Genomic DNA, 17,935 nt, shown 5'->3' with positions numbered 1-17,935 from the left:
TGGAGGGGGAGGGTCGATCGCGCGTAGCGCGAGCGGGGTGGGGTGATCTCTCCACTCGGACACTGTTGGACGGGGAGGGGCCTTACACCCCACCCCGTCACGCAATCTCGCTTTGCTCGATCGCGTGCCGACGCTCCCCTTCAGGGGAGGGTGAAGAAAAAGCTCACACCTTCTTCGCTTCGACCGCCATCCGCACCGCGAGCCCGGCCAGCACCGTGCCCATCAGCCAGCGCTGCACCAGCATCCAGCTCGGCCGGCTCGCCAGGAACAGCGCGATCGAGCCTGCCGCGAGCGCGATCATCGCATTCACGCTGACGCTGATCGCGATCTGGATTGCCCCTAACACCACCGACTGCGCCAGCACGCTGCCGGCGGCGGGATCGATGAACTGCGGCAGCAGCGCGAGATAAAGCATCGCGATCTTCGGGTTGAGCAGGTTGGTGACGAAGCCCATCGCGAACAATTTGCGCGGGCTGTCAATCACGAGCTTTCTCACCTGGAACGGCGAACGCCCGCCCGGCTTCACCGCCTGCCAGGCGAGCCAGAGCAGGTAGCCGGCGCCGGCAAAGCGCAGCGCGTCATAGGCAAAGGGAATGGCGAGCAGGAGCGCCGTGATGCCGAACGCCGCGCACAGCATGTAGAACACGAAACCGAGCGCGACACCGCCGAGCGAGACGATGCCCGCCGCCGGCCCTTGCGTGATCGAGCGCGAGATCAGGTAGATCATGTTCGGGCCCGGCGTGAGCACGAGGCCGAGGCAGACGAGGGCGAAGCCGAGCAGGGCGGGAGTGTGGGGCATGGGTGAACCGGTGCGGGAGATGGCACGGTTCTAATATGCGGGGCGTGGTGGTGCCATGACGCAATTGCTCGGAGGACAATTGAGGTCCCCGCATCAATCAAACGAGGCGGGGTGCGAGATCCCGACGGTCGAGAAGACCTCCCATAAGTCTCGCAACGCCCGCCTTGACCCCACAATACGCGAGGCACCCAGACTTACGACCCATAGCCTGAGGGAGAAGTTTGACGCGAGATCGTCATGGGCAATCGTCGCCAAACCCGATCCTGTGGTTATGGGTCCGGCGTTCGCCGGGACGACACCGTGCTGGTGGAGAGATCAATGCGCCTCGTCCCAATTGTTGGCCGCGCGCGCGTCGACATGCAGCGGCACCGAGAGCAGCACGGCCGGGAACGGCGCGTCCTGCATCACGTGCTGCACGACGGGGAGGGTCGCATCGACCTCGGCGTCCGGCACCTCGAAGATCAGTTCGTCGTGCACCTGGAGCAGCATCTGCGCCGACAGCTTCCTTGCCGCCAGCGCATCCTCCACCCGGGCCATCGCGCGGCGGATGATGTCGGCTGCGGTGCCCTGGAGCCGGGCGTTGATCGCGGCGCGTTCATTGAAGGCGCGCACCGAGGCGTTGGAGGCCTTGATGTCGGGGTAGTGGCACTTGCGGCCGAACAGCGTGGTGACGTAGCCATGGCTGCGGCAGAAGTCGCGCGTCTCGTCCATATAGGCGCGGATGCCGGGAAAGCGCTCGAAATATTTCTTGATGTAGGCGGAAGCCTCCTCGCGCGCGATGCCGAGCTGGTTGGCGAGGCCGAACGCGGAAATGCCGTAGATGATGCCGAAATTGATCGCCTTGGCGCGGCGGCGGATTTCGCCCGGCATGCCCTTGATCGGCACGCCGAACATTTCGGATGCCGTCATGGCGTGAATGTCGAGCCCGTCGCGGAACGCCTGCTTCAGCACGGGAATGTCGGCGATCTCGGCGAGCAGCCTGAGCTCGATCTGCGAATAGTCGGCGGAGACCAGCTTGTGCCCGGGCGTCGCGATGAAGGCGCGGCGGATCTTTCGGCCATCCTCGGTGCGCACCGGAATGTTCTGAAGGTTCGGCTCGTTGGACGACAGCCGCCCTGTCGTGGTCGCCGCCAGCGCGTAGGTCGTGTGCACGCGATGGGTTTGCGGGTTGACATAGGTCGGCAGCGCGTCGGTGTAGGTCGATTTCAGCTTCGAAACCTGGCGCCACTCCAGAATCTTCTTCGGGAAGTCGTGGCCCTGTTCGGCGAGCTCGTCCAGCACCTGCGCAGTGGTCGACCACGCGCCTGTCTTGGTCTTGGTGCCGCCTGATAGTCCCATCTTGCCGAACAGGATGTCGCCGATCTGCTTCGGGCTGCCGACATTGACCGGCTCGCCCGCGATCTGCTGGATCTCGGCTTCGACGCGGGCGGCAGTCTGGGCAAAGTCGCCGGACAGCCGCGACAGCACCTGACGGTCGATCGAGATGCCGCGCCGTTCCATCCGTGCGAGCACCGCGACCAGCGGCCGCTCCAGGGTCTCGTAGACCGCGCTCATGTGTTCGGCGACGAGGCGCGGCTTCAGCACGCGCCAGACGCGCAAGGCGATGTCGGCGCCTTCCGCCGACAGTGGCGCGGCCTTGTCGATCGGCACCTGGTCGAAGGTGATCTTGCCCTTGCCGCTGCCGAGCAGCTCGCTTTCCTTCAGCATGGCATGGCCGAACCAGCGCTCGGACAGCGATTCCAGCGCATGCGAGCCACGGCCGGCGTCGAGCACGTAGGAGATCAGGAGCGCATCGTCGATGTTGCGCAGGGTGATGCCGTGCTGCGCCAGCATGACGGCGGTGAACTTGACGTCGAAGCCGATCTTCAGGATGCCGGTCGATTCCAGCACCGGCCGCAGCGCTTCGATCGCCTCGTTGTGCTTGACCTGGTCGGGCGCGAGGCCGGCGTCGAACAGGCCGGCACCACCGCCGGACTGCTTGTGCGCCAGCGGCACGTAGCATGCCTCGTTCGGCGCCAGCGCCAGCGCAATGCCGCAGAGATCGGCCTGCATCGGATCGATGGAGTTGGCTTTGATCTCGATCGCGACATGGCCGGCATCGTGGATGCGCGCGACGAAGGCGTCGAGCTCTTTCGGCGTCTTGACGGTCTGGTATTTGCTGCGATCGACCGGCAGCTTGCGCAGCGCTTCTTCGCGCGCCGCGGCGAGCGAGATCGGCGCGCCCTTCGGGCTCGCGGCCTTGTCCTCCTTGCCCGCCGACTTGTTGCGTTCGCCCGGCGCGGTTCGCGCCGGTGTGCCCGTCCCTGGTGCGGGCACGACGTCCGAGGGCGGCAGAGGCGAGAATACACTCGCGCCCTTCGCGTAGCCGGGATCGGCGTCGACGTTGGCCGGATCGATCTGTGAATATTCGGCGACGCGCCGCGTCAGCGTCGTGAATTCCATCGCCTTCAGGAAGGCGATCAGCTTGCGCGCGTCGGGCTCGTGGACGGCGAGGTCGTCCAGCGGCACCTCCAGATCGACCTTGTCGTCGAGCAGCACGAGCTGGCGCGAGATCCGCGCCTTCTCGGCATTCTCGATCAGCGCCTCGCGCCGCTTCGGCTGCTTGATCTCGGTGGCGCGGAACAGGAGCTGCTCGAGGTCGCCATATTCGACGATCAACTGCGCGGCGGTCTTGATGCCGATGCCGGGGACCCCGGGCACGTTGTCGGTGGAATCGCCGGCCAGCGCCTGCACCTCGACCACCTTCTCCGGCGGCACACCGAACTTCTCGATCACCTCGGGGATGCCGATGCGGCGGTCCTTCATGGTGTCGTACATGACGATCCTGTCGTTCACGAGCTGCATCAGGTCCTTGTCGGAGGACACGATGGTCGTGGTGGCGCCGCGCTCGCTCGCCTGCCGTGCATAGGTCGCGATGAGATCGTCGGCCTCGAAGCCGCCTTGCTCGAGGCAGGGCAGGTCGAACGCGCGCACGGCCTCGCGGATCAGCGCGAATTGCGGGATCAGATCATCCGGGGCCGGCGGCCGGTGCGCCTTGTAGTCCGGATAGATCCTGTTGCGGAAGGTGATTTCCGACTTGTCGAAGATGATCGCCAGATGTGTCGGCCGGTTGTCCTCGGGCATGTCGCGCAAGAGCTTCCACAGCATGTTGCAGAAGCCGAGCACGGCGTTGACCTGGAGGCCGTCGGATTTGCGGTTCAGCGGCGGCAGCGCGTGATAGGCGCGGAAGATGTAGGAGGAACCGTCGACCAGGAAGACGTGGTCGCCCTTGCCAGCCGCCTTCGTTGCGACCGGTTTGGCAGCAGCTGTCGCAGCAGCGGCCTTGGCAGCGGGCTTGGTGTCGGCAGCTTTCGGCGCGGCCTTGGTGTCAGCTTTGGCGGTGGTCTTCGGGGAGGTTTTGGGCATGGCCGCAATGTATGGATTTTTGCGGCCTTTGACAGCCTTTGGAGGCGGATTTTTGAGCCACTATCCCCACTGTCATTCCCCGCGAAGGCGGGGAATCCAGTACGTCGCGGCCTATCGGTCGACAACAACTGTCTCTGGAATACCGGATGCCCCGCCTTCGCGTGGCATGACGAGTCACTCCGCCGCCTGCAACACCGGCGCCGCCTTCTTCGGCGCAATCCAGAATGCATTGGGCCGCTCGAACAGGAAGTGCGCGTTGAGTCGCAGCGCTACCCGCCAGATCGCGAGCGCGCCGAGCACGCCGGCGATGGCGACCATCAGCGACATCGTTCCGATGTCGGGAATGATACCCGTGCGCAGCAGCAGCGTCCGCGTTGCCGCCATCGGCAGGAAGAAGGCGAGGTAGATCACGATCGAATGCTCGCCGCAGAAGCGGAGGAAATTCATCCACCGGGCGCGCGCGAGCAGCGTGCCCGTCGTGATGATGGCGCAGGCGCCGGCAAAGCCGAGCACGAGCGAGACGAGCTTCCATTCGCTGGCCCCATGCGCGACCAGGCGGGCATTGATCAATGCCCAGGCCGCGAGCACTGCGAGCGCCAGCGCGGGATGGTTGCGCGCGCGATCCGAAAGGGCGAACACGTAAGGCGCGAACAAATAGCCCGAATAGAAATAGACGAAGCGCGCACAGAACTCGTCGATGACGGTCCAGCCGGTCGTGATCCGCGCCGTCTCCAGGGCAGCAGCAAGGAGCCAGATTGCGAGCGGCGGGAGTTTGCGTGTCAGTTTTGTGACGACGAAGAAGATCGGCAGCAGATAGATGAACCACAGCGTGCCGAACGGCTCGATGAAGGATTCCAGGTACAGGAGCCCAACCTCGCGCCAGCTCGTCTCGGCCGCGAAGGCGGGCGCCTTGAAGCCGAACTGGATTGTCACCCAGACGACATAGAAATAGGCGAAATGCACCACCTTGCGGTCGAGATAGGTTCGCCAGTCCCGATCGATCACCAGAGACAGGAACAGGCCCGAAATCAGGAAGAAATCCGGCATCCGGAACGGCTTTGCGAAGGCCACGACGACATGCATGAAACCGGTCTGCCCAGCGGCGAGCTCGACCCCCAGCACCGAATGCATCATCACGACCATGACGATGCAGATGCCCTTGGCATAATCGACCCAGTCGACACGCGCGGCAGAAGGGGCCCTGAGAGGCCCGGCCGCCGCGATTGTGCCTGATCGTGCCATGATGTCCCCTTTCGAGGCGTGTTCCGCCCGTCCCTGTATGGGTGCGGGGCAGTTTGGAGCCCAGTGGTTTCCGACTTCTTTACCGGTTCAAATCGCGGGCCGGTTTTTGCGTGCGGACTGTTCCATGACCTCGGGAAAATGCTAAACCGCCGCGAATTGGGCTTCCGTTAACCACGCTGGAACAGGATTTTTCATGCGCATCGCGATGATCGGCACGGGTTATGTGGGACTGGTTTCCGGAGCCTGCTTTGCGGATTTCGGCCACGACGTCACCTGTGTCGACAAGGACGAGAGGAAGATCGCGGCGCTTCATCGGGGCGAGATCCCGATCTACGAGCCCGGTCTCGACGAACTGGTTGCGACCAACGTCAAGGCCAGGCGGCTGGAATTCACCACCGATTTGACCAGGCCGGTTGCCGACGCAGATGCCGTGTTCATCGCGGTCGGCACGCCCTCGCGCCGCGGCGATGGCCACGCCGATCTGTCCTACGTCTACGCCGCCGCCCGCGAGATCGCGCAAGCGCTCACCGGCTTCACCGTCGTAGTAACCAAGTCGACCGTGCCGGTCGGCACCGGCGACGAGGTCGAGCGCATCATCCGCGAAACGAACCCTGCGGCCGACGTCGTCGTCGCCTCGAACCCCGAGTTCCTGCGCGAGGGCGCGGCGATCCGCGACTTCAAGTTTCCAGACCGCATCGTGGTCGGCACCTCCGACGAGCGCGGCCGCAAGGTGATGGGCGACATCTACCGCCCGCTGTCGCTGAACCAGGCGCCGCTGATGTTCACCGCGCGCCGCACCGCCGAGATGATCAAATACGCCGCCAACGCGTTCCTCGCGACCAAGATCACCTTCATCAACGAGATCGCCGATCTCTCCGAAAAAGCCGGCGCCAACGTCCAGGAGGTCGCGCGCGGCATTGGCCTCGACAACCGCATCGGCACCAAGTTCCTGCACGCCGGGCCCGGCTTCGGCGGCTCGTGCTTCCCGAAGGACACCAAGGCGCTGATCAAGATCGCGCAGGACTACGACGTCTCCCTGCGCATTGTCGAATCCGTACTGGCGGTCAACGAGAACCGCAAGCGCGCAATGGCGCGGAAAGTGAGCCAGGCGCTCGGCGGCAATTTGCGCGGCAAGACCATCGCCGTGCTCGGCCTCACCTTCAAGCCCGACACCGACGACATGCGCGATGCGCCGTCGATCCCGCTGGTGACTGGCCTGATCGACATGGGCGCGACGGTGAAGGCGTTCGATCCCGTCGGCATGGAGCAGGCCAAGGGCGAGCTGCCCAGCATCACCTATTGCGAGGATGCCTATTCCTGCGCGCAAGGCGCCGATGCGCTCGTCATCGTCACCGAATGGGTGCAGTTCCGCGCGCTCGATCTCGACCGGCTGAAGAGCGTCATGGCGCGGCCCGTCGTCGTCGATCTCCGCAACATCTATCGCCCCGAAGACATGGAAGCCGCCGGCTTCACCTACGAGAGCGTCGGCCGGCCCCCTGTGCAGGGCTGATAGCTGCATTTCTCGTTGAAGGAAGCCGTCATGGCCGGGCTTGCCGTCTTCGCCTAAGCTTCGCCGGCCCAATACCTGTAAGCCCGGCGAAGCGTTCGCGGAGCCGGGTCCCGGCCATCCACGTCTTGTTCACTCTCGCCTGAAAGAACGTGGATACCCGGCACGAAGACCGGGCATGACGAGTGGATTGACCTTGCCTCGCAGCTTCGACACGCCCCTCCCGATCGATGCCGTGCTCGACGATTTGTCGCGCACGCTGGAGACCCATAACGCGGCCGTGCTGGTTGCGCCGCCTGGCGCCGGCAAGACCACGCGGGTGCCTCTTGCGCTGCTCGATGCGCCCTGGGCGAGGAACAGGAAGATCATCGTGCTGGAGCCGCGCCGCATCGCCGCACGCGCCAGTGCCGATCGCATGGCCAAATCGCTCGGCGAGCGCACCGGGGAGACCGTCGGCTATCGCGTCCGCTTCGGCTCGAAGATCTCGCGAGCGACGCGCATCGAGGTGGTGACCGAAGGCATCTTCACCCGCCAGATCCTCGACGATCCCGAACTCTCCGGCGTTGCCGCCATCCTGTTCGACGAATTCCACGAGCGCTCGCTCGACGCCGACATGGGCCTGGCACTGGCGCGCGATGCGCAAACCGGCCTGCGCGAGGATCTGCGCATCCTCGTGATGTCGGCCACGCTCGACGGCGCGCGCGTGGCAAGATTGCTCGGCGACGCGGCCGTCGTCGAAAGCGAGGGCCGTGCCTTTCCGGTCGAGACCCGCTATCTCGGCCGCAAGGCGGATGCGCCGGTCGAACGGCAGATGGCGGATGCGATCGCGTCCGCGCTCCGCGCCGATAGCGGCTCGGTGCTGGCGTTCCTGCCGGGCGCCGCCGAGATCCGCCGCACCCAGAATTTTCTCGGCGAGCGCGTGCACGACGCCTCTATCGAGATCGTGCCGCTGTTCGGCGCGCTCGATGCCGCCGTGCAGGACCGCGCCATCGCGCCCGCGCCGAAGGGCACGCGCAAGGTGGTGCTGGCGACCTCGATCGCCGAGACCTCGCTCACCATCGAGGGCGTGCGCATCGTCGTCGATTCCGGTCTCGCCCGCGTGCCGCGCTATGAGCCCGACATCGGCCTGACGCGGCTCGAGACCGTGCGCGCCTCGCGCGCGGCGGTGGACCAGCGGCGCGGCCGCGCCGGTCGCACCGAGCCCGGTGTCTGCTACCGGCTCTGGGACGAACCGCAGACGGCCTCGCTTGCGCCCTACACCCAGCCGGAGATCCTCAGCGCCGATCTGTCCTCGCTGGTGCTCGATCTCGCGCAATGGGGTGTCAGCGATCCCGCCGCACTGTCGTTCCTCGATCCGCCGCCCCAGCCGGCCTGGAAGGAAGCGAAGAGCCTGCTGACGGAGCTCAACGCGCTCGATGGCGACGGCCGCATCACGGCAGAGGGCAAGAGCCTGCGTTCGCTGGCGCTGCCGCCGCGGCTGGCGCGCATGATCGTGGATTCGCATCGCGCAGGCAGCGGCGAGGCCGCCGCCGAGATCGCGGCCATCATCACCGAGCGCGGGTTAGGGGGCGACGGCGTCGATCTCGAGCACCGGCGCGACCAGCTTCGCCGCGACCGCTCGCCGCGCGCGGCGGGCGCGCGCGATCTCGCGCGGCGCTGGGCCTCGCAGGTCGCCGCTTCGGAGAAGGCAGGGCAGCAGGAGGATCTCTCGACCGGTCTGATGCTCGCCTATGCCTTTCCGGACCGTGTCGCGCGCAACCGCGGCAATGGCAGTTTCGTGCTGGCCAACGGCCGTGGCGCTTCCGTCGAGCAGACTTCCTCGCTCGCCCGCGCGCCCTACATCGCGATCGGCGAGATGACGGGGACGGCGGCGAGCGGACGCATCCTGCTCGCCGCGCAAATCACCCAGGACGAGATCGAGCGGCATTTCGCCGAGCACATCGAGACCGCGGACGAGATCTCCTTCGATCGCGGCGCGATGGCGCTGCGGGCGCGGCGCAGGCGCGCGCTGCACGCGATCACGCTGTCCGAGGCGACACTTGCCGTCTCGCCCTCGGAGGACACCGCGCGCATCTTCGCGGACGGGCTGATCGCGGCCGGCCTCGACCGGCTGCCCTGGTCGAAGGCGGCCAAGCAGTGGCGCGACCGCGTGATGTTCCTGCGCAAGGCCGAGGGCGGGAGCTGGCCCGATCTGTCGGACGATGGGCTGATCGCGCGGCGCGACGACTGGCTGGTGCCGGCGCTCTACGACAAGATCGCGCTCAAGGACATCTCCCCCGGCGATCTCTCCGATGCGTTGATGGCGCTGCTGCCGTGGGAGATGCGCGCGCGGCTCGATCGCGAGGCGCCGACGCATTTCGAGGCGCCGACCGGCAGCGCGCTCGCGATCGATTACGAGGCCGAGCAGGGGCCGACCATCGCGGTGCGGCTTCAGGAATTGTTCGGCCTCGACACCCATCCCTCGATTGCCGCCGGCAAGGTGCCGCTGGTGCTGGAATTGCTCTCGCCGGCGCAGCGCCCGGTGCAGGTGACGCGCGATCTCCCCGGCTTCTGGCGCGGCAGCTACGCCGCGGTCCGCTCCGACCTGCGCGGCCGCTACCCGCGCCACCCCTGGCCGGACGATCCGGCGAACGCAGTGCCGACGCGGCGGGCGAAGCCGCGCGGGACGTGAGGTTTGTAGGCCGGCATTAACCGTCCGCTCATCCTTTTCGCCAAAATGGCGAAGCCCTGGCCGCCGCAGCGCTCGCGGGTGGAGCGGTTGCGTGGTGAAATCGGGCTTTACGGCTCGGAAGTGATGTGATGCGTAACATTATGATCTTCGCGGCCGTCATGATCGGCCTCGGCACCTTCATGGCGCAGATGGCGGACAGGATGAGTTCGGCGTCCGCCACGTCCGCGCCGCGTGCGACGGTCGCGGTTGCGACCACGGCGCCGGCCGGCGGCCGCAGCCTCGCCATTTCCCGCGATGGCCGCGGTCACTTCCAGACCGAGGGCCGGATTGACGGCCAGCGCATCGGCTTCATGGTCGATACCGGCGCCTCCGTCGTCGCGCTGAACGAGACCTCGGCTGCTCGCTTCGGCCTGCGTCCCTCGCGCAGCGAATACAACGCCACCGTCTCCACCGCCAACGGCACCATCAAGGCCGCGCGCACCCGCATTGCCATGCTGGATGTCGGCGGTCTCATCGTGCGCGACGTCGACGCCATGGTCCTGCCCGACGAGGCATTGTCGGAGAACCTGCTCGGCCTTTCCTTCCTGTCCCGCCTGAAGCGTTTCGAATACGCCAACGGTCAGATGGTGCTGGAGCAGTAGGTCCCGCTCCAATTGGCCCAGCTGGGCCTACCTCAAGACCGGACGGGGTGCTATATTCCGTCCATGAACGGACCCGACGCGATCGCCATCCTGCGACAGTCCGAGCCCGCCCTGCGCGAACGGGGCATTTTGCATGCCGCCTTGTTCGGTTCGGTCGCGAGGGGTGAAAATCATCGCGGGAGCGACGTCGATATCATGGTCGAGATCGATCCGGACGCGCGGATCACGGTCTTCGACTACGTCGAGCTCAAGGAATATATCGCCACTCTTTTTGACGGGCCGGTCGATGTCGTCAATCGCGACGCTCTGAAATCATACGTCGCGCCTGCCGCGACGGCCGATGTCGTCTATGCCTTCTGATCGCATCGACGGGACCCTGCGGGACATCTTGCATCACATCGATTTGGCGGCTGAGTTCGCCGCAGGTCTCGACCGCGAGGCATTCGCGGCGGACCTGCGGGCGGTCTATGCTGTTACGCGGTGTTTGGAGATCATTTCAGAGGCATCTCGGCGTCCGCCAGAGGAGCTGAAGGCGAGGCACCCGGCGATCGCATGGAGGCAGATGGCGGCGGGCAATGTTTATCGCCACAACTATGAGGATGTCGCTGCCCGTCTTGTATGGGAGACCGTTCAACAGGCCCTGCCACCTCTCAGGGCGGTCATCGAAGATGAGATGGCACGTCCATAGCCGATTTGGCCGGAAATGCAGGTCTCTCCCGGCGCACCATTTCCCGTTACCAAACTGCCGCAATTATCGGCCATAAGCCTTCATTCCCGCCTTCCGCCGTGGCCCGGCATTCGCTAAGGCTGCATCAATTCCTGCCTTTTCACGAGACCGTCTCAATGTTTCCGAAGCCGAAACCCGTCCTGCTGCCCAACACCTATGCCTTCGAATCCGAGCCGATGGTGAAGCCCACCGGTTTTCGGGAGTACGACGCGCGCTGGTTGTTCCAGAAGGAAATCAACCTGATGGGTGTGCAGGCGCTTGGCATGGGGCTGGGCGCGTTGATCGCCGAGCTCGGCGTCAAGCAGGAGATCGTCACCGGCCACGATTTCCGGGGCTATTCGGCCTCGATCAAATATGCGCTGATCTCCGGCCTGATGGCGGCGGGTTGCAAGGTGCACGACATCGGGCTTGCGGTGACGCCGATGGCCTATTTCGCGCAGTTCGATCTCGACGTGCCCTGCGTCGCCATGGTCACGGCCTCGCACAACGACAACGGCTGGACCGGCGTGAAGATGGGCGCCAACCGCCCGCTCACTTTCGGTCCCGACGAGATGACGCGGCTGAAGGAAATCGTGCTCAATGCCGAGTTCGGGAACAAGGCCGGCGGCTCCTACCGGTTCCACGAGAACTATCCGGCGCGATACATCGCTGATCTCACCTCTCGTCCGAAGCTGACGCGCAAGCTGAAGGTCGTCGCGGCCTGCGGCAACGGCACCGCCGGCGCGTTCGCGCCGCAGGTGCTGGAGGCGATCGGCTGCGAAGTGATCCCGCTCGACACCGAGCTCGATCATACCTTCCCGAAATACAATCCGAACCCCGAGGACATGGAGATGCTGCACGCGATCCGCGACGCCGTGCTGCATCACAAGGCCGATGTCGGTCTCGGCTTCGACGGTGACGGCGACCGCTGCGGCGTCGTCGACAACACCGGCGAGGAGATCTTCGCCGACAAGGTCGGCGTGATGCTGGCGCGCGACATGTCGGCGATTCACAAGGACGCGCATTTCATCGTCGACGTGAAGTCGACCGGTCTGTTCGTCACCGATCCCGTGCTGCAGAAGCAGGGTGCCAAGACCGCCTATTGGAAGACCGGCCATTCCTACATGAAGCGCCGCACCAATGAGACGGGCGCGCTGGCGGGCTTCGAGAAGTCCGGCCACTTCTTCTTCAACAAGCCGTATGGCCGCGGCTATGACGACGGCCTGGTCTCGGCGCTCGCGATCTGCGACATGCTCGACCGCGCCCCCGGCAAGTCGATGGCCGATCTGAAGAACGCGCTGCCGAAGACCTGGTCGTCGCCGACCATGTCGCCACATTGCGCCGACGAGGTCAAATACGGCGTCATCGACGCCGTGGTGAAGCATTTCGAAGGCCTTCAGGCGAAGGGCGCCAGGATCGGCGGCCAGGCGATCCGCGATCTCGTCACCGTCAACGGCGTGCGCGTCACGGTGGAAGATGGCAGCTGGGGCCTGGTCCGTGCCTCTTCCAACAAGCCCGAACTCGTCGTGGTGGTCGAGAGCCCGGTTTCCGAGCAGCGCATGCATGACATGTTCGAGATGGTGAATAGCGTGCTGCGCACGCATCCCGAAGTCGGCGAGTACAATCAGAAGATCTGAGCGCCTGCGTGCGCTCAACCCCCGGGCGGGCCGAACAGGGCGCGGAGTTTCGCGCCCGCGCCCCGTGCCTTCCAGGCGTCTCCCAGCATCGCAATCCATTCGCCGAGCGCGATCCGGATCGGGTTGAACGATGGTGTGCCGCCGACGAGGCCGAAGCGGAGCGGCTGGTCGGAGGGCCGTTCGGCAAAGGTCCCGAACAGGCGGTCGAACACGATCAGGATGCCGCCATAGTTCCTGTCGAGGCACGGCTCGTTGCAGGCATGATGCACGCGATGGTGGCTCGGCGTGTTGAGCACCCATTCGAGCGCGCCGAGCTTCGGCGCGAAGTCGCTGTGGATGAAGAACTGGTAGAGCAGATTGATCCCGAGCATCGCGACGATCGCAAGGGGATGGAAGCCGACCAGCGCGAGCGGCAGGAAGAACAGGAAATTGCCCGAAATGTTACCGGTCCAGCCGAGCCGGATCGCCGCAGTCAAGTTCAGTCGCGTCGTCGAGTGATGCACTGCATGCGTCGCCCACATCCAGCGAATGCGATGCGAGGCGCGATGCTGCCAATAGTACAGGAACTCGCTCCCCAGGAACAATCCGGCGAGCGCGAGCGGACCGGTCTGCGCGAAGTCGAACAGGCGGTGCTCGTACAGGAACGCGAACGGTATCGCGAGAATGCCTGCCTCGACCGCGCGCAGCAGGTTCTGTCCGAGGGCCACGCCGAAAGAGGCAACGCTCTCGCGCCAGTCGTGGGTGTCGCGATGGGCGAGCCGGCCGATGCCGTATTCGAGCAGCATCAGGCAGATCGCCGTCGCCAGGATCACGCGCCTGAGCGTCGGATCGAGCAGAAGTGAGGCGTAGCCCACGGCATCCTCCTATTTCGACGCGACGCCGGCACTGGCGGCACTGTCCCGCAGTGCCTGGGCGCGCGGCAGCGCCTTCGCGCAGGATGGCGTGAGCCGGCCGGCATGGGATTGCAGGCAGGCGAGTATGCGTCCGCCGCCCGGGCTGACATTGGTGCAAAGGCTGTCATAGTCGCTGCGGCAGGCCTGCATCACGGCTTGCGCCTCGCTGCGCATCTGCGACGTGATCTGCGTATGAGTCTGGGCGAGCGCGGATGTCGAAGCCGCAACGCCAACGGCGGCGATGGTTGCGGCCTGCGCGAACGAACTGAGGCGGAGAATCGTTTGCACGGCAATTGTCCTTTCCGTTCTGGGGCAATGAGCCGCCGCCGCCCGGGGCAAATGCGGCGACGGCCCGGCCCGCTCAGCGAGAGATGGTGCCGGTGCGGGTGTAGGTGTTGCCGGCCGGGCCGGTGCGGGTGACGTTGCGCGTGCAGCTGCCGTTGGCGCAGCTTCCCGTCGCGGTGACGTGGGAGGTGCCGCGGGGCCCGGTCGCCATCGCCGACCTCGTCCAGGCATTGGCGTCGGCCGCCGCTGCGACCGACAGGGTGCCGATGACGAGGGAGGTGAGGAAGAGCTTGGTCATGGTCGTCGTCTCCTTCTGGGGGCTGCCGTGAGCGGGAGCCGTGCGCAGGAGACTGGAGCCGCGGCGTCTGCGCCGCATTGCCGGGAGGAAACGATTGTTAGGGCCTTGTCGGCTCCATGTAACACTATGTAACAACGGCGCCGCTGCCCTTGCGCGGCACGCGCGGTCGTCCACAATGCGGGCGATGAACGCGCATTCGGCCACGATCCTCATGGTGGAGGACGATCCCGAGATCAGCCGCCTCGTTGCCGACTTCATGCGGCGCGAGGGGTTCGAGGTTGCTTGCGTCGCCGACGGCAAGGCGATGGATTCGACGCTCCAGCGCCTGCGGCCCGACCTCGTCATCCTCGACTTGATGCTGCCGGGCGAGGATGGGCTTTCGATCTGCCGTCGCTTGCGCGCCGACGACTCCCTCCCGATCCTGATGCTCACCGCCAAGAGCGACGAGATCGATCGCGTGGTCGGTCTCGAGATGGGTGCGGACGACTATCTCACTAAGCCGTTCGGGCCGCGCGAGCTGCTGGCGCGCGTTCGCGCCATCCTGCGCCGCGCCAACGGGGCTCCGGCAAAGCCGCTGGTCCGGCGTTTTGCCTTCGACCGCTTCGTAATCGATCTCGATGCCCGCAGTGTCGAGACGGTCGAGGCCAACACGCCGGTGCTGCAATTGACCAGCGCCGAGTTCGACCTGCTCGGCTGCTTCGTGCAGCGCCCGCGCCGGGTTCTGACGCGCGACCAGATCCTCGACTGGACGCGTGGTCGTTCGGCGGAGCCGTTCGACCGCACCGTGGACATGCTGATTTCGCGGCTGCGCCGCAAGCTCGACGGTGCAAGTCCCGGCTCCAACCTGATCACGACGGTGCGCAACGGCGGCTATCTGTTCACCGCGACCGTCAAGCAGGTGTCCTGATGCTGCGCGTGACGCTTGCCGCCCGGCTGGCGCTGATCGGACTGGTTGGCTTCACGGTGGTCGTCACCGTCGTCCTGGCGATCTTCTACCGGACCACGGTGCACGAGAACGAGCTCACGCGGCCATCGCCCGCGCGCCTCGATGCGCTTGCGACGCTGCTCGAGCGCACGGCCGGCGACGCGCGGCAGGCCGTCCTCGACGCGGTGTCGTCGCCCCAATTCGTTGCGCGAATCGTGCCGTCGGGCGCACCGGTCAACGGCGAGACGCCGGAGCAGCAGCGACAATTGCGCGAGACCTATGCGGCCGGCCTCGCGGGCCGCCCGGTCGAGATCGTGTCGCCGCCGAACCGTCGCGCCGGTCGATTGTTTCCCCGCCTCGCGCGGCTGATGGCCAATGCGATCGAATTCCGCATTGGCCTGCGCAGCGGCGATCTGCTGGTCATCGACGCCTATACCCGGCTGCCGGTGACCCCGTTCGGCCTGCCCGTCGGCTTCGGTGCCGGCCTGTTCGGCTCGATCGTGGCGCTACTTGCGCTGCTGGTCATGCAGCGCGAGACGCGGCCGCTGGCGCAGCTCGCCGCCGCCGTCGATCGCGTCGATCTGTCGGCCGATCCGCCGCCGCTGCCGGATGCGCGACGCAGCGCGCCGGAGATCCGCGCCGTCATCGCCGCGTTCAACCGCCTGCAGCGGCGGCTTGCCGAGATGCTGCGTGCGCGCATGACGCTGGTCGGCGGCATCGCCCATGACGTCAGGACTTTTGCGACACGGCTGCGGCTGCGCGTCGAGCACATTCCCGACGATGTCGAGCGGCAGCGGGCGGTAGCCGATATCGACGACATGATCCGGCTGCTCGATGACGCGCTGCTGTCAACGCGGGCGGGTGCCGGCGGACTGTCACAGGAGATGGTCGAGCTCGCCGAGCTGGTTGCCGTCGAGGTGCACGACCGGCACGTTCAGGGCGCAGCGGTCGATCTGGTCGCGGACGAACGTGCGCGCAACGTCGTCGTCCTCGGCGACCGGCTCGCCCTGCGACGGGTCTTCGCCAACATCATCGACAACGCGCTCGCCTATGGCCGTGCCGCGCATGTGCGCACGGCCCTGAAGGACGGTGCGGTCGTCGTGTCGATCGGCGACGAGGGGCCCGGGATTCCCGCCGATCAGCGTCAGACCGTGCTGGAGCCGTTCCACCGGCTGGAGAAGTCGCGCAATCGCGCGACCGGCGGCGCCGGCCTTGGTCTCGCCGTTGTTCGCAGCCTGGTCGAAGCCCATGGCGGGACGATCGCGATCGGCGCGGCCCCGGGCGGAGGCACGCGCGTCAGCGTCACCCTGCCGGTGTTTCAGCCGGCGTGAAGCGTTTTCGAGCGAAGTGGATACCGGTTCGCGTGAAGAAAACGCGTCAAAATGAGAATCGGCGTCAGGCCGCCACCACCGCGGGAATCGGCAGCGCGGTGACCGACTTGATCTTCTCCATCGCGAAGCGCGAGGTGACGTTCTTCAGCGGCACGGCGCTGATCAGCTTCTTGTAGAACACGTCATAGCTCTGCATGTCCGCGACCACGACGCGCAGCATGTAGTCGACGTCGCCGGCCATGCGATAGAACTCCATCACCTCCGGCATGGCGCTGACGGCGTCGGCGAACCGCTTCAGCCAGGCGTCGGAATGATCGGCGCTCTCCACCGACACGAACACGGAGATGCCGAGTCCGATCTTGTTCTGGTCGACGAGGGCCACGCGCTTGGTGATCACGCCGTCGGCCTCCAGGCGCTGGATGCGCTTCCAGCAGGGGGTCGAGGACAGGCCGACACGGTCGCCGATCTCGGCGACGGAAAGGGAAGCATCCTCCTGGAGGACCATCAGGATCTTGCGGTCGATGGCATCGAGGCGGCGGCTGGTCTCGGGAACCTGGACGGTGGAATCAGTCATTTGAAGAACTTTGTTTCATTTATGTGGCCGGTTTCCCTGATATATAGAATATCCTTCCACGGCAAGCCTATATTCTTCGCGCAGCAGTGTAGCCGCACTAGGGCCGGGTACGTAAAAGCTCTTCAACTTCAACGCGTTGCGGGGCAGCCAGGCCGCCGCCATGGCGGGTGCATTTCAGCGCTGCGGCGGCCGCGGCGAATCGCAGCGCCTCCCGCACCCCCTCGCCCTCGGCGAGTCGGAGCGTGAACGCACCATGGAAGACGTCGCCGGCGCCGAGCGTATCGACCGCCTGGACCGGGAAGGCCGGTGTCTCCTCCAGCTGATCCTTTTCGTTCAGCCAGATCGTGCCATGCGGGCCGTCTGTGGCCGCGATGAAGGCCGGCGTCAGCCCGGCCAGAAGCTTCAGTGCCTCGCCGTCGCCGTCGACGCCGGCCGTCTCCTGCAGCTGCGCACTGGCGAACAGCAGATGCGAGGCCGTCGCGAGCAGGCCATCCTGCAACGCCATCATCCGGTCGACGCCGACGACGACGGGAATGCCGCGCTGCCGCGCCTCGGCGCAGAGGGAGCGCGCGAACGCAGCGCAGCGGCTTTCGACGAGGACCGCTCGGCAATCGACGAGCAATGCGTCGGCGTCGGGCAGCTTCACGCGCCACAGGCCGGGATCGCGATAGATGGTGAGTGTCCGTTCGCCGGAGGGCTCGATCATGATCGCCGAGACCGGCGTGGTCATATCAGGCATGCGCACGACGTGCGTGATGTCGACGCCCTCCCGCGCCATCCGTTCGAGGATGAAGCCGCTCGACGTCTCGCCGGCATCGCCCATCGGCCCCGTGAAGGCGACGCGGCCGCCGAGCCGCGCGATGGCGATCGCCGCATTGAGCGCGTTGCCGCCACAGATCTCGGCGAGATCGCTGGCGTTGGCCTTGCTGCCGCGTTCGGGCACGGCGTCGACACGAAAGATCAGGTCCCGCACCGGCATGCCGATGCAGAGGACGCGCGGCGCGATCCCGGCCATCGACGG

General features: G+C 66.1%; 16 protein-coding genes. 8 read left to right on the top strand and 8 right to left on the bottom strand.

Translation table 11 applies throughout. The features are described 5' to 3' along the window. Positions 1–163: 163 nt before the first annotated feature. The 3 genes from XH87_RS09170 to XH87_RS09160 all read right to left on the bottom strand — a co-directional run bounded on the left by XH87_RS09170 (position 164) and on the right by XH87_RS09160 (position 5,446). Entirely contained in the window at positions 164–799 is a 636-nt protein-coding gene (locus XH87_RS09170; protein ID WP_035708943.1) for a LysE family translocator, read from the bottom strand. A gap of 315 nt (positions 800–1,114) precedes the next feature. Further along, positions 1,115–4,204, bottom strand: coding sequence for a DNA polymerase I (polA, locus tag XH87_RS09165; RefSeq protein WP_271586997.1), 3,090 nt, complete (start codon positions 4,202–4,204; stop codon positions 1,115–1,117). A 174-nt stretch (positions 4,205–4,378) separates the two neighbouring features. Then, on the bottom strand, positions 4,379–5,446 hold the full coding sequence (locus XH87_RS09160; RefSeq protein WP_271586996.1) for an acyltransferase family protein: 1,068 nt from the start codon (positions 5,444–5,446) through the stop codon (positions 4,379–4,381). Between the two features lie 193 nt (positions 5,447–5,639). Between XH87_RS09160 and XH87_RS09155 the strand changes: the two genes are divergently transcribed. The 6 genes from XH87_RS09155 to XH87_RS09130 all read left to right on the top strand — a co-directional run bounded on the left by XH87_RS09155 (position 5,640) and on the right by XH87_RS09130 (position 12,608). Further along, a complete protein-coding gene (locus tag XH87_RS09155; RefSeq protein ID WP_035708936.1) occupies positions 5,640–6,956 on the top strand; it encodes a UDP-glucose dehydrogenase family protein in 1,317 nt (438 codons plus the stop codon). 193 nt (positions 6,957–7,149) lie between these two features. Continuing rightward, positions 7,150–9,624, top strand: a complete 2,475-nt coding sequence (hrpB, locus tag XH87_RS09150; RefSeq protein WP_271587002.1) for an ATP-dependent helicase HrpB — start codon at positions 7,150–7,152, stop codon at positions 9,622–9,624. Positions 9,625–9,752: 128 nt separating this feature from the next. Further along, the gene (locus XH87_RS09145) at positions 9,753–10,265 is read left to right on the top strand and encodes a TIGR02281 family clan AA aspartic protease (protein WP_199762967.1); all 513 of its coding nucleotides are present in this window, start codon (positions 9,753–9,755) and stop codon (positions 10,263–10,265) included. A gap of 63 nt (positions 10,266–10,328) precedes the next feature. Beyond that, complete coding sequence (locus tag XH87_RS09140) at positions 10,329–10,625, top strand: nucleotidyltransferase domain-containing protein (protein WP_271587001.1); 297 nt, start codon at positions 10,329–10,331, stop codon at positions 10,623–10,625. Continuing rightward, positions 10,615–10,953, top strand: a complete 339-nt coding sequence (locus tag XH87_RS09135) for a HepT-like ribonuclease domain-containing protein (RefSeq protein WP_271586995.1) — start codon at positions 10,615–10,617, stop codon at positions 10,951–10,953. The genes XH87_RS09140 and XH87_RS09135 overlap by 11 nt, the downstream gene beginning before the upstream one ends. A gap of 155 nt (positions 10,954–11,108) precedes the next feature. Next, positions 11,109–12,608, top strand: a complete 1,500-nt coding sequence (locus tag XH87_RS09130; RefSeq protein ID WP_271586994.1) for a phosphomannomutase/phosphoglucomutase — start codon at positions 11,109–11,111, stop codon at positions 12,606–12,608. Positions 12,609–12,622: 14 nt separating this feature from the next. Here the strand turns inward: XH87_RS09130 and XH87_RS09125 are convergent, their stop codons facing one another. From XH87_RS09125 to XH87_RS09115, 3 genes are all read right to left on the bottom strand, one after another. Beyond that, the gene (locus XH87_RS09125) at positions 12,623–13,462 is read right to left on the bottom strand and encodes a sterol desaturase family protein (protein WP_271586993.1); all 840 of its coding nucleotides are present in this window, start codon (positions 13,460–13,462) and stop codon (positions 12,623–12,625) included. 9 nt (positions 13,463–13,471) lie between these two features. After that, positions 13,472–13,789, bottom strand: coding sequence for a cysteine rich repeat-containing protein (locus XH87_RS09120; protein ID WP_271586992.1), 318 nt, complete (start codon positions 13,787–13,789; stop codon positions 13,472–13,474). A gap of 73 nt (positions 13,790–13,862) precedes the next feature. Continuing rightward, the gene (locus XH87_RS09115) at positions 13,863–14,084 is read right to left on the bottom strand and encodes a hypothetical protein (RefSeq protein ID WP_271586991.1); all 222 of its coding nucleotides are present in this window, start codon (positions 14,082–14,084) and stop codon (positions 13,863–13,865) included. 184 nt (positions 14,085–14,268) lie between these two features. Here XH87_RS09115 and XH87_RS09110 point away from each other — a divergent pair, with 184 nt between their 5' ends. Both XH87_RS09110 and XH87_RS09105 read left to right on the top strand, forming a co-directional pair. Continuing rightward, positions 14,269–14,991, top strand: coding sequence for a response regulator (locus tag XH87_RS09110; RefSeq protein WP_271586990.1), 723 nt, complete (start codon positions 14,269–14,271; stop codon positions 14,989–14,991). Then, positions 14,991–16,340: a sensor histidine kinase gene (locus XH87_RS09105; RefSeq protein ID WP_271586989.1), complete on the top strand. Its 1,350-nt coding sequence runs from the start codon at positions 14,991–14,993 to the stop codon at positions 16,338–16,340. Before XH87_RS09110 ends, XH87_RS09105 begins: the two co-directional genes overlap by 1 nt. A 64-nt stretch (positions 16,341–16,404) precedes the next feature. Here the strand turns inward: XH87_RS09105 and XH87_RS09100 are convergent, their stop codons facing one another. Both XH87_RS09100 and XH87_RS09095 read right to left on the bottom strand, forming a co-directional pair. Continuing rightward, a complete protein-coding gene (locus tag XH87_RS09100) occupies positions 16,405–16,914 on the bottom strand; it encodes an Lrp/AsnC family transcriptional regulator (protein WP_035708915.1) in 510 nt (169 codons plus the stop codon). A gap of 97 nt (positions 16,915–17,011) precedes the next feature. Further along, complete coding sequence (locus tag XH87_RS09095) at positions 17,012–17,929, bottom strand: sugar kinase (protein WP_271586988.1); 918 nt, start codon at positions 17,927–17,929, stop codon at positions 17,012–17,014. Positions 17,930–17,935: the final 6 nt, after the last annotated feature.

The organism is Bradyrhizobium sp. CCBAU 53415 (genome assembly GCF_028128735.1).
Classification (GTDB): Bacteria; Pseudomonadota; Alphaproteobacteria; order Rhizobiales; family Xanthobacteraceae; genus Bradyrhizobium.
This window is presented reverse-complemented; position numbering and strand designations above follow the sequence as displayed.

Bases quoted from the DNA above. Each gene is read 5' to 3' on its own strand.
- XH87_RS09170 (WP_035708943.1), bottom strand. From the start codon at position 799: ATGCCCCACACTCCCGCCCTGCTCGGCTTCGCCCTCGTCTGCCTCGGC.
- polA (WP_271586997.1), bottom strand. From the start codon at position 4,204: ATGCCCAAAACCTCCCCGAAGACCACCGCCAAAGCTGACACCAAGGCC.
- XH87_RS09160 (WP_271586996.1), bottom strand. From the start codon at position 5,446: ATGGCACGATCAGGCACAATCGCGGCGGCCGGGCCTCTCAGGGCCCCT.
- XH87_RS09155 (WP_035708936.1), top strand. From the start codon at position 5,640: ATGCGCATCGCGATGATCGGCACGGGTTATGTGGGACTGGTTTCCGGA.
- XH87_RS09145 (WP_199762967.1), top strand. From the start codon at position 9,753: ATGCGTAACATTATGATCTTCGCGGCCGTCATGATCGGCCTCGGCACC.
- XH87_RS09140 (WP_271587001.1), top strand. From the start codon at position 10,329: ATGAACGGACCCGACGCGATCGCCATCCTGCGACAGTCCGAGCCCGCC.
- XH87_RS09135 (WP_271586995.1), top strand. From the start codon at position 10,615: ATGCCTTCTGATCGCATCGACGGGACCCTGCGGGACATCTTGCATCAC.
- XH87_RS09130 (WP_271586994.1), top strand. From the start codon at position 11,109: ATGTTTCCGAAGCCGAAACCCGTCCTGCTGCCCAACACCTATGCCTTC.
- XH87_RS09115 (WP_271586991.1), bottom strand. From the start codon at position 14,084: ATGACCAAGCTCTTCCTCACCTCCCTCGTCATCGGCACCCTGTCGGTC.
- XH87_RS09110 (WP_271586990.1), top strand. From the start codon at position 14,269: ATGAACGCGCATTCGGCCACGATCCTCATGGTGGAGGACGATCCCGAG.
- XH87_RS09105 (WP_271586989.1), top strand. From the start codon at position 14,991: ATGCTGCGCGTGACGCTTGCCGCCCGGCTGGCGCTGATCGGACTGGTT.
- XH87_RS09100 (WP_035708915.1), bottom strand. From the start codon at position 16,914: ATGACTGATTCCACCGTCCAGGTTCCCGAGACCAGCCGCCGCCTCGAT.
- XH87_RS09095 (WP_271586988.1), bottom strand. From the start codon at position 17,929: ATGGCCGGGATCGCGCCGCGCGTCCTCTGCATCGGCATGCCGGTGCGG.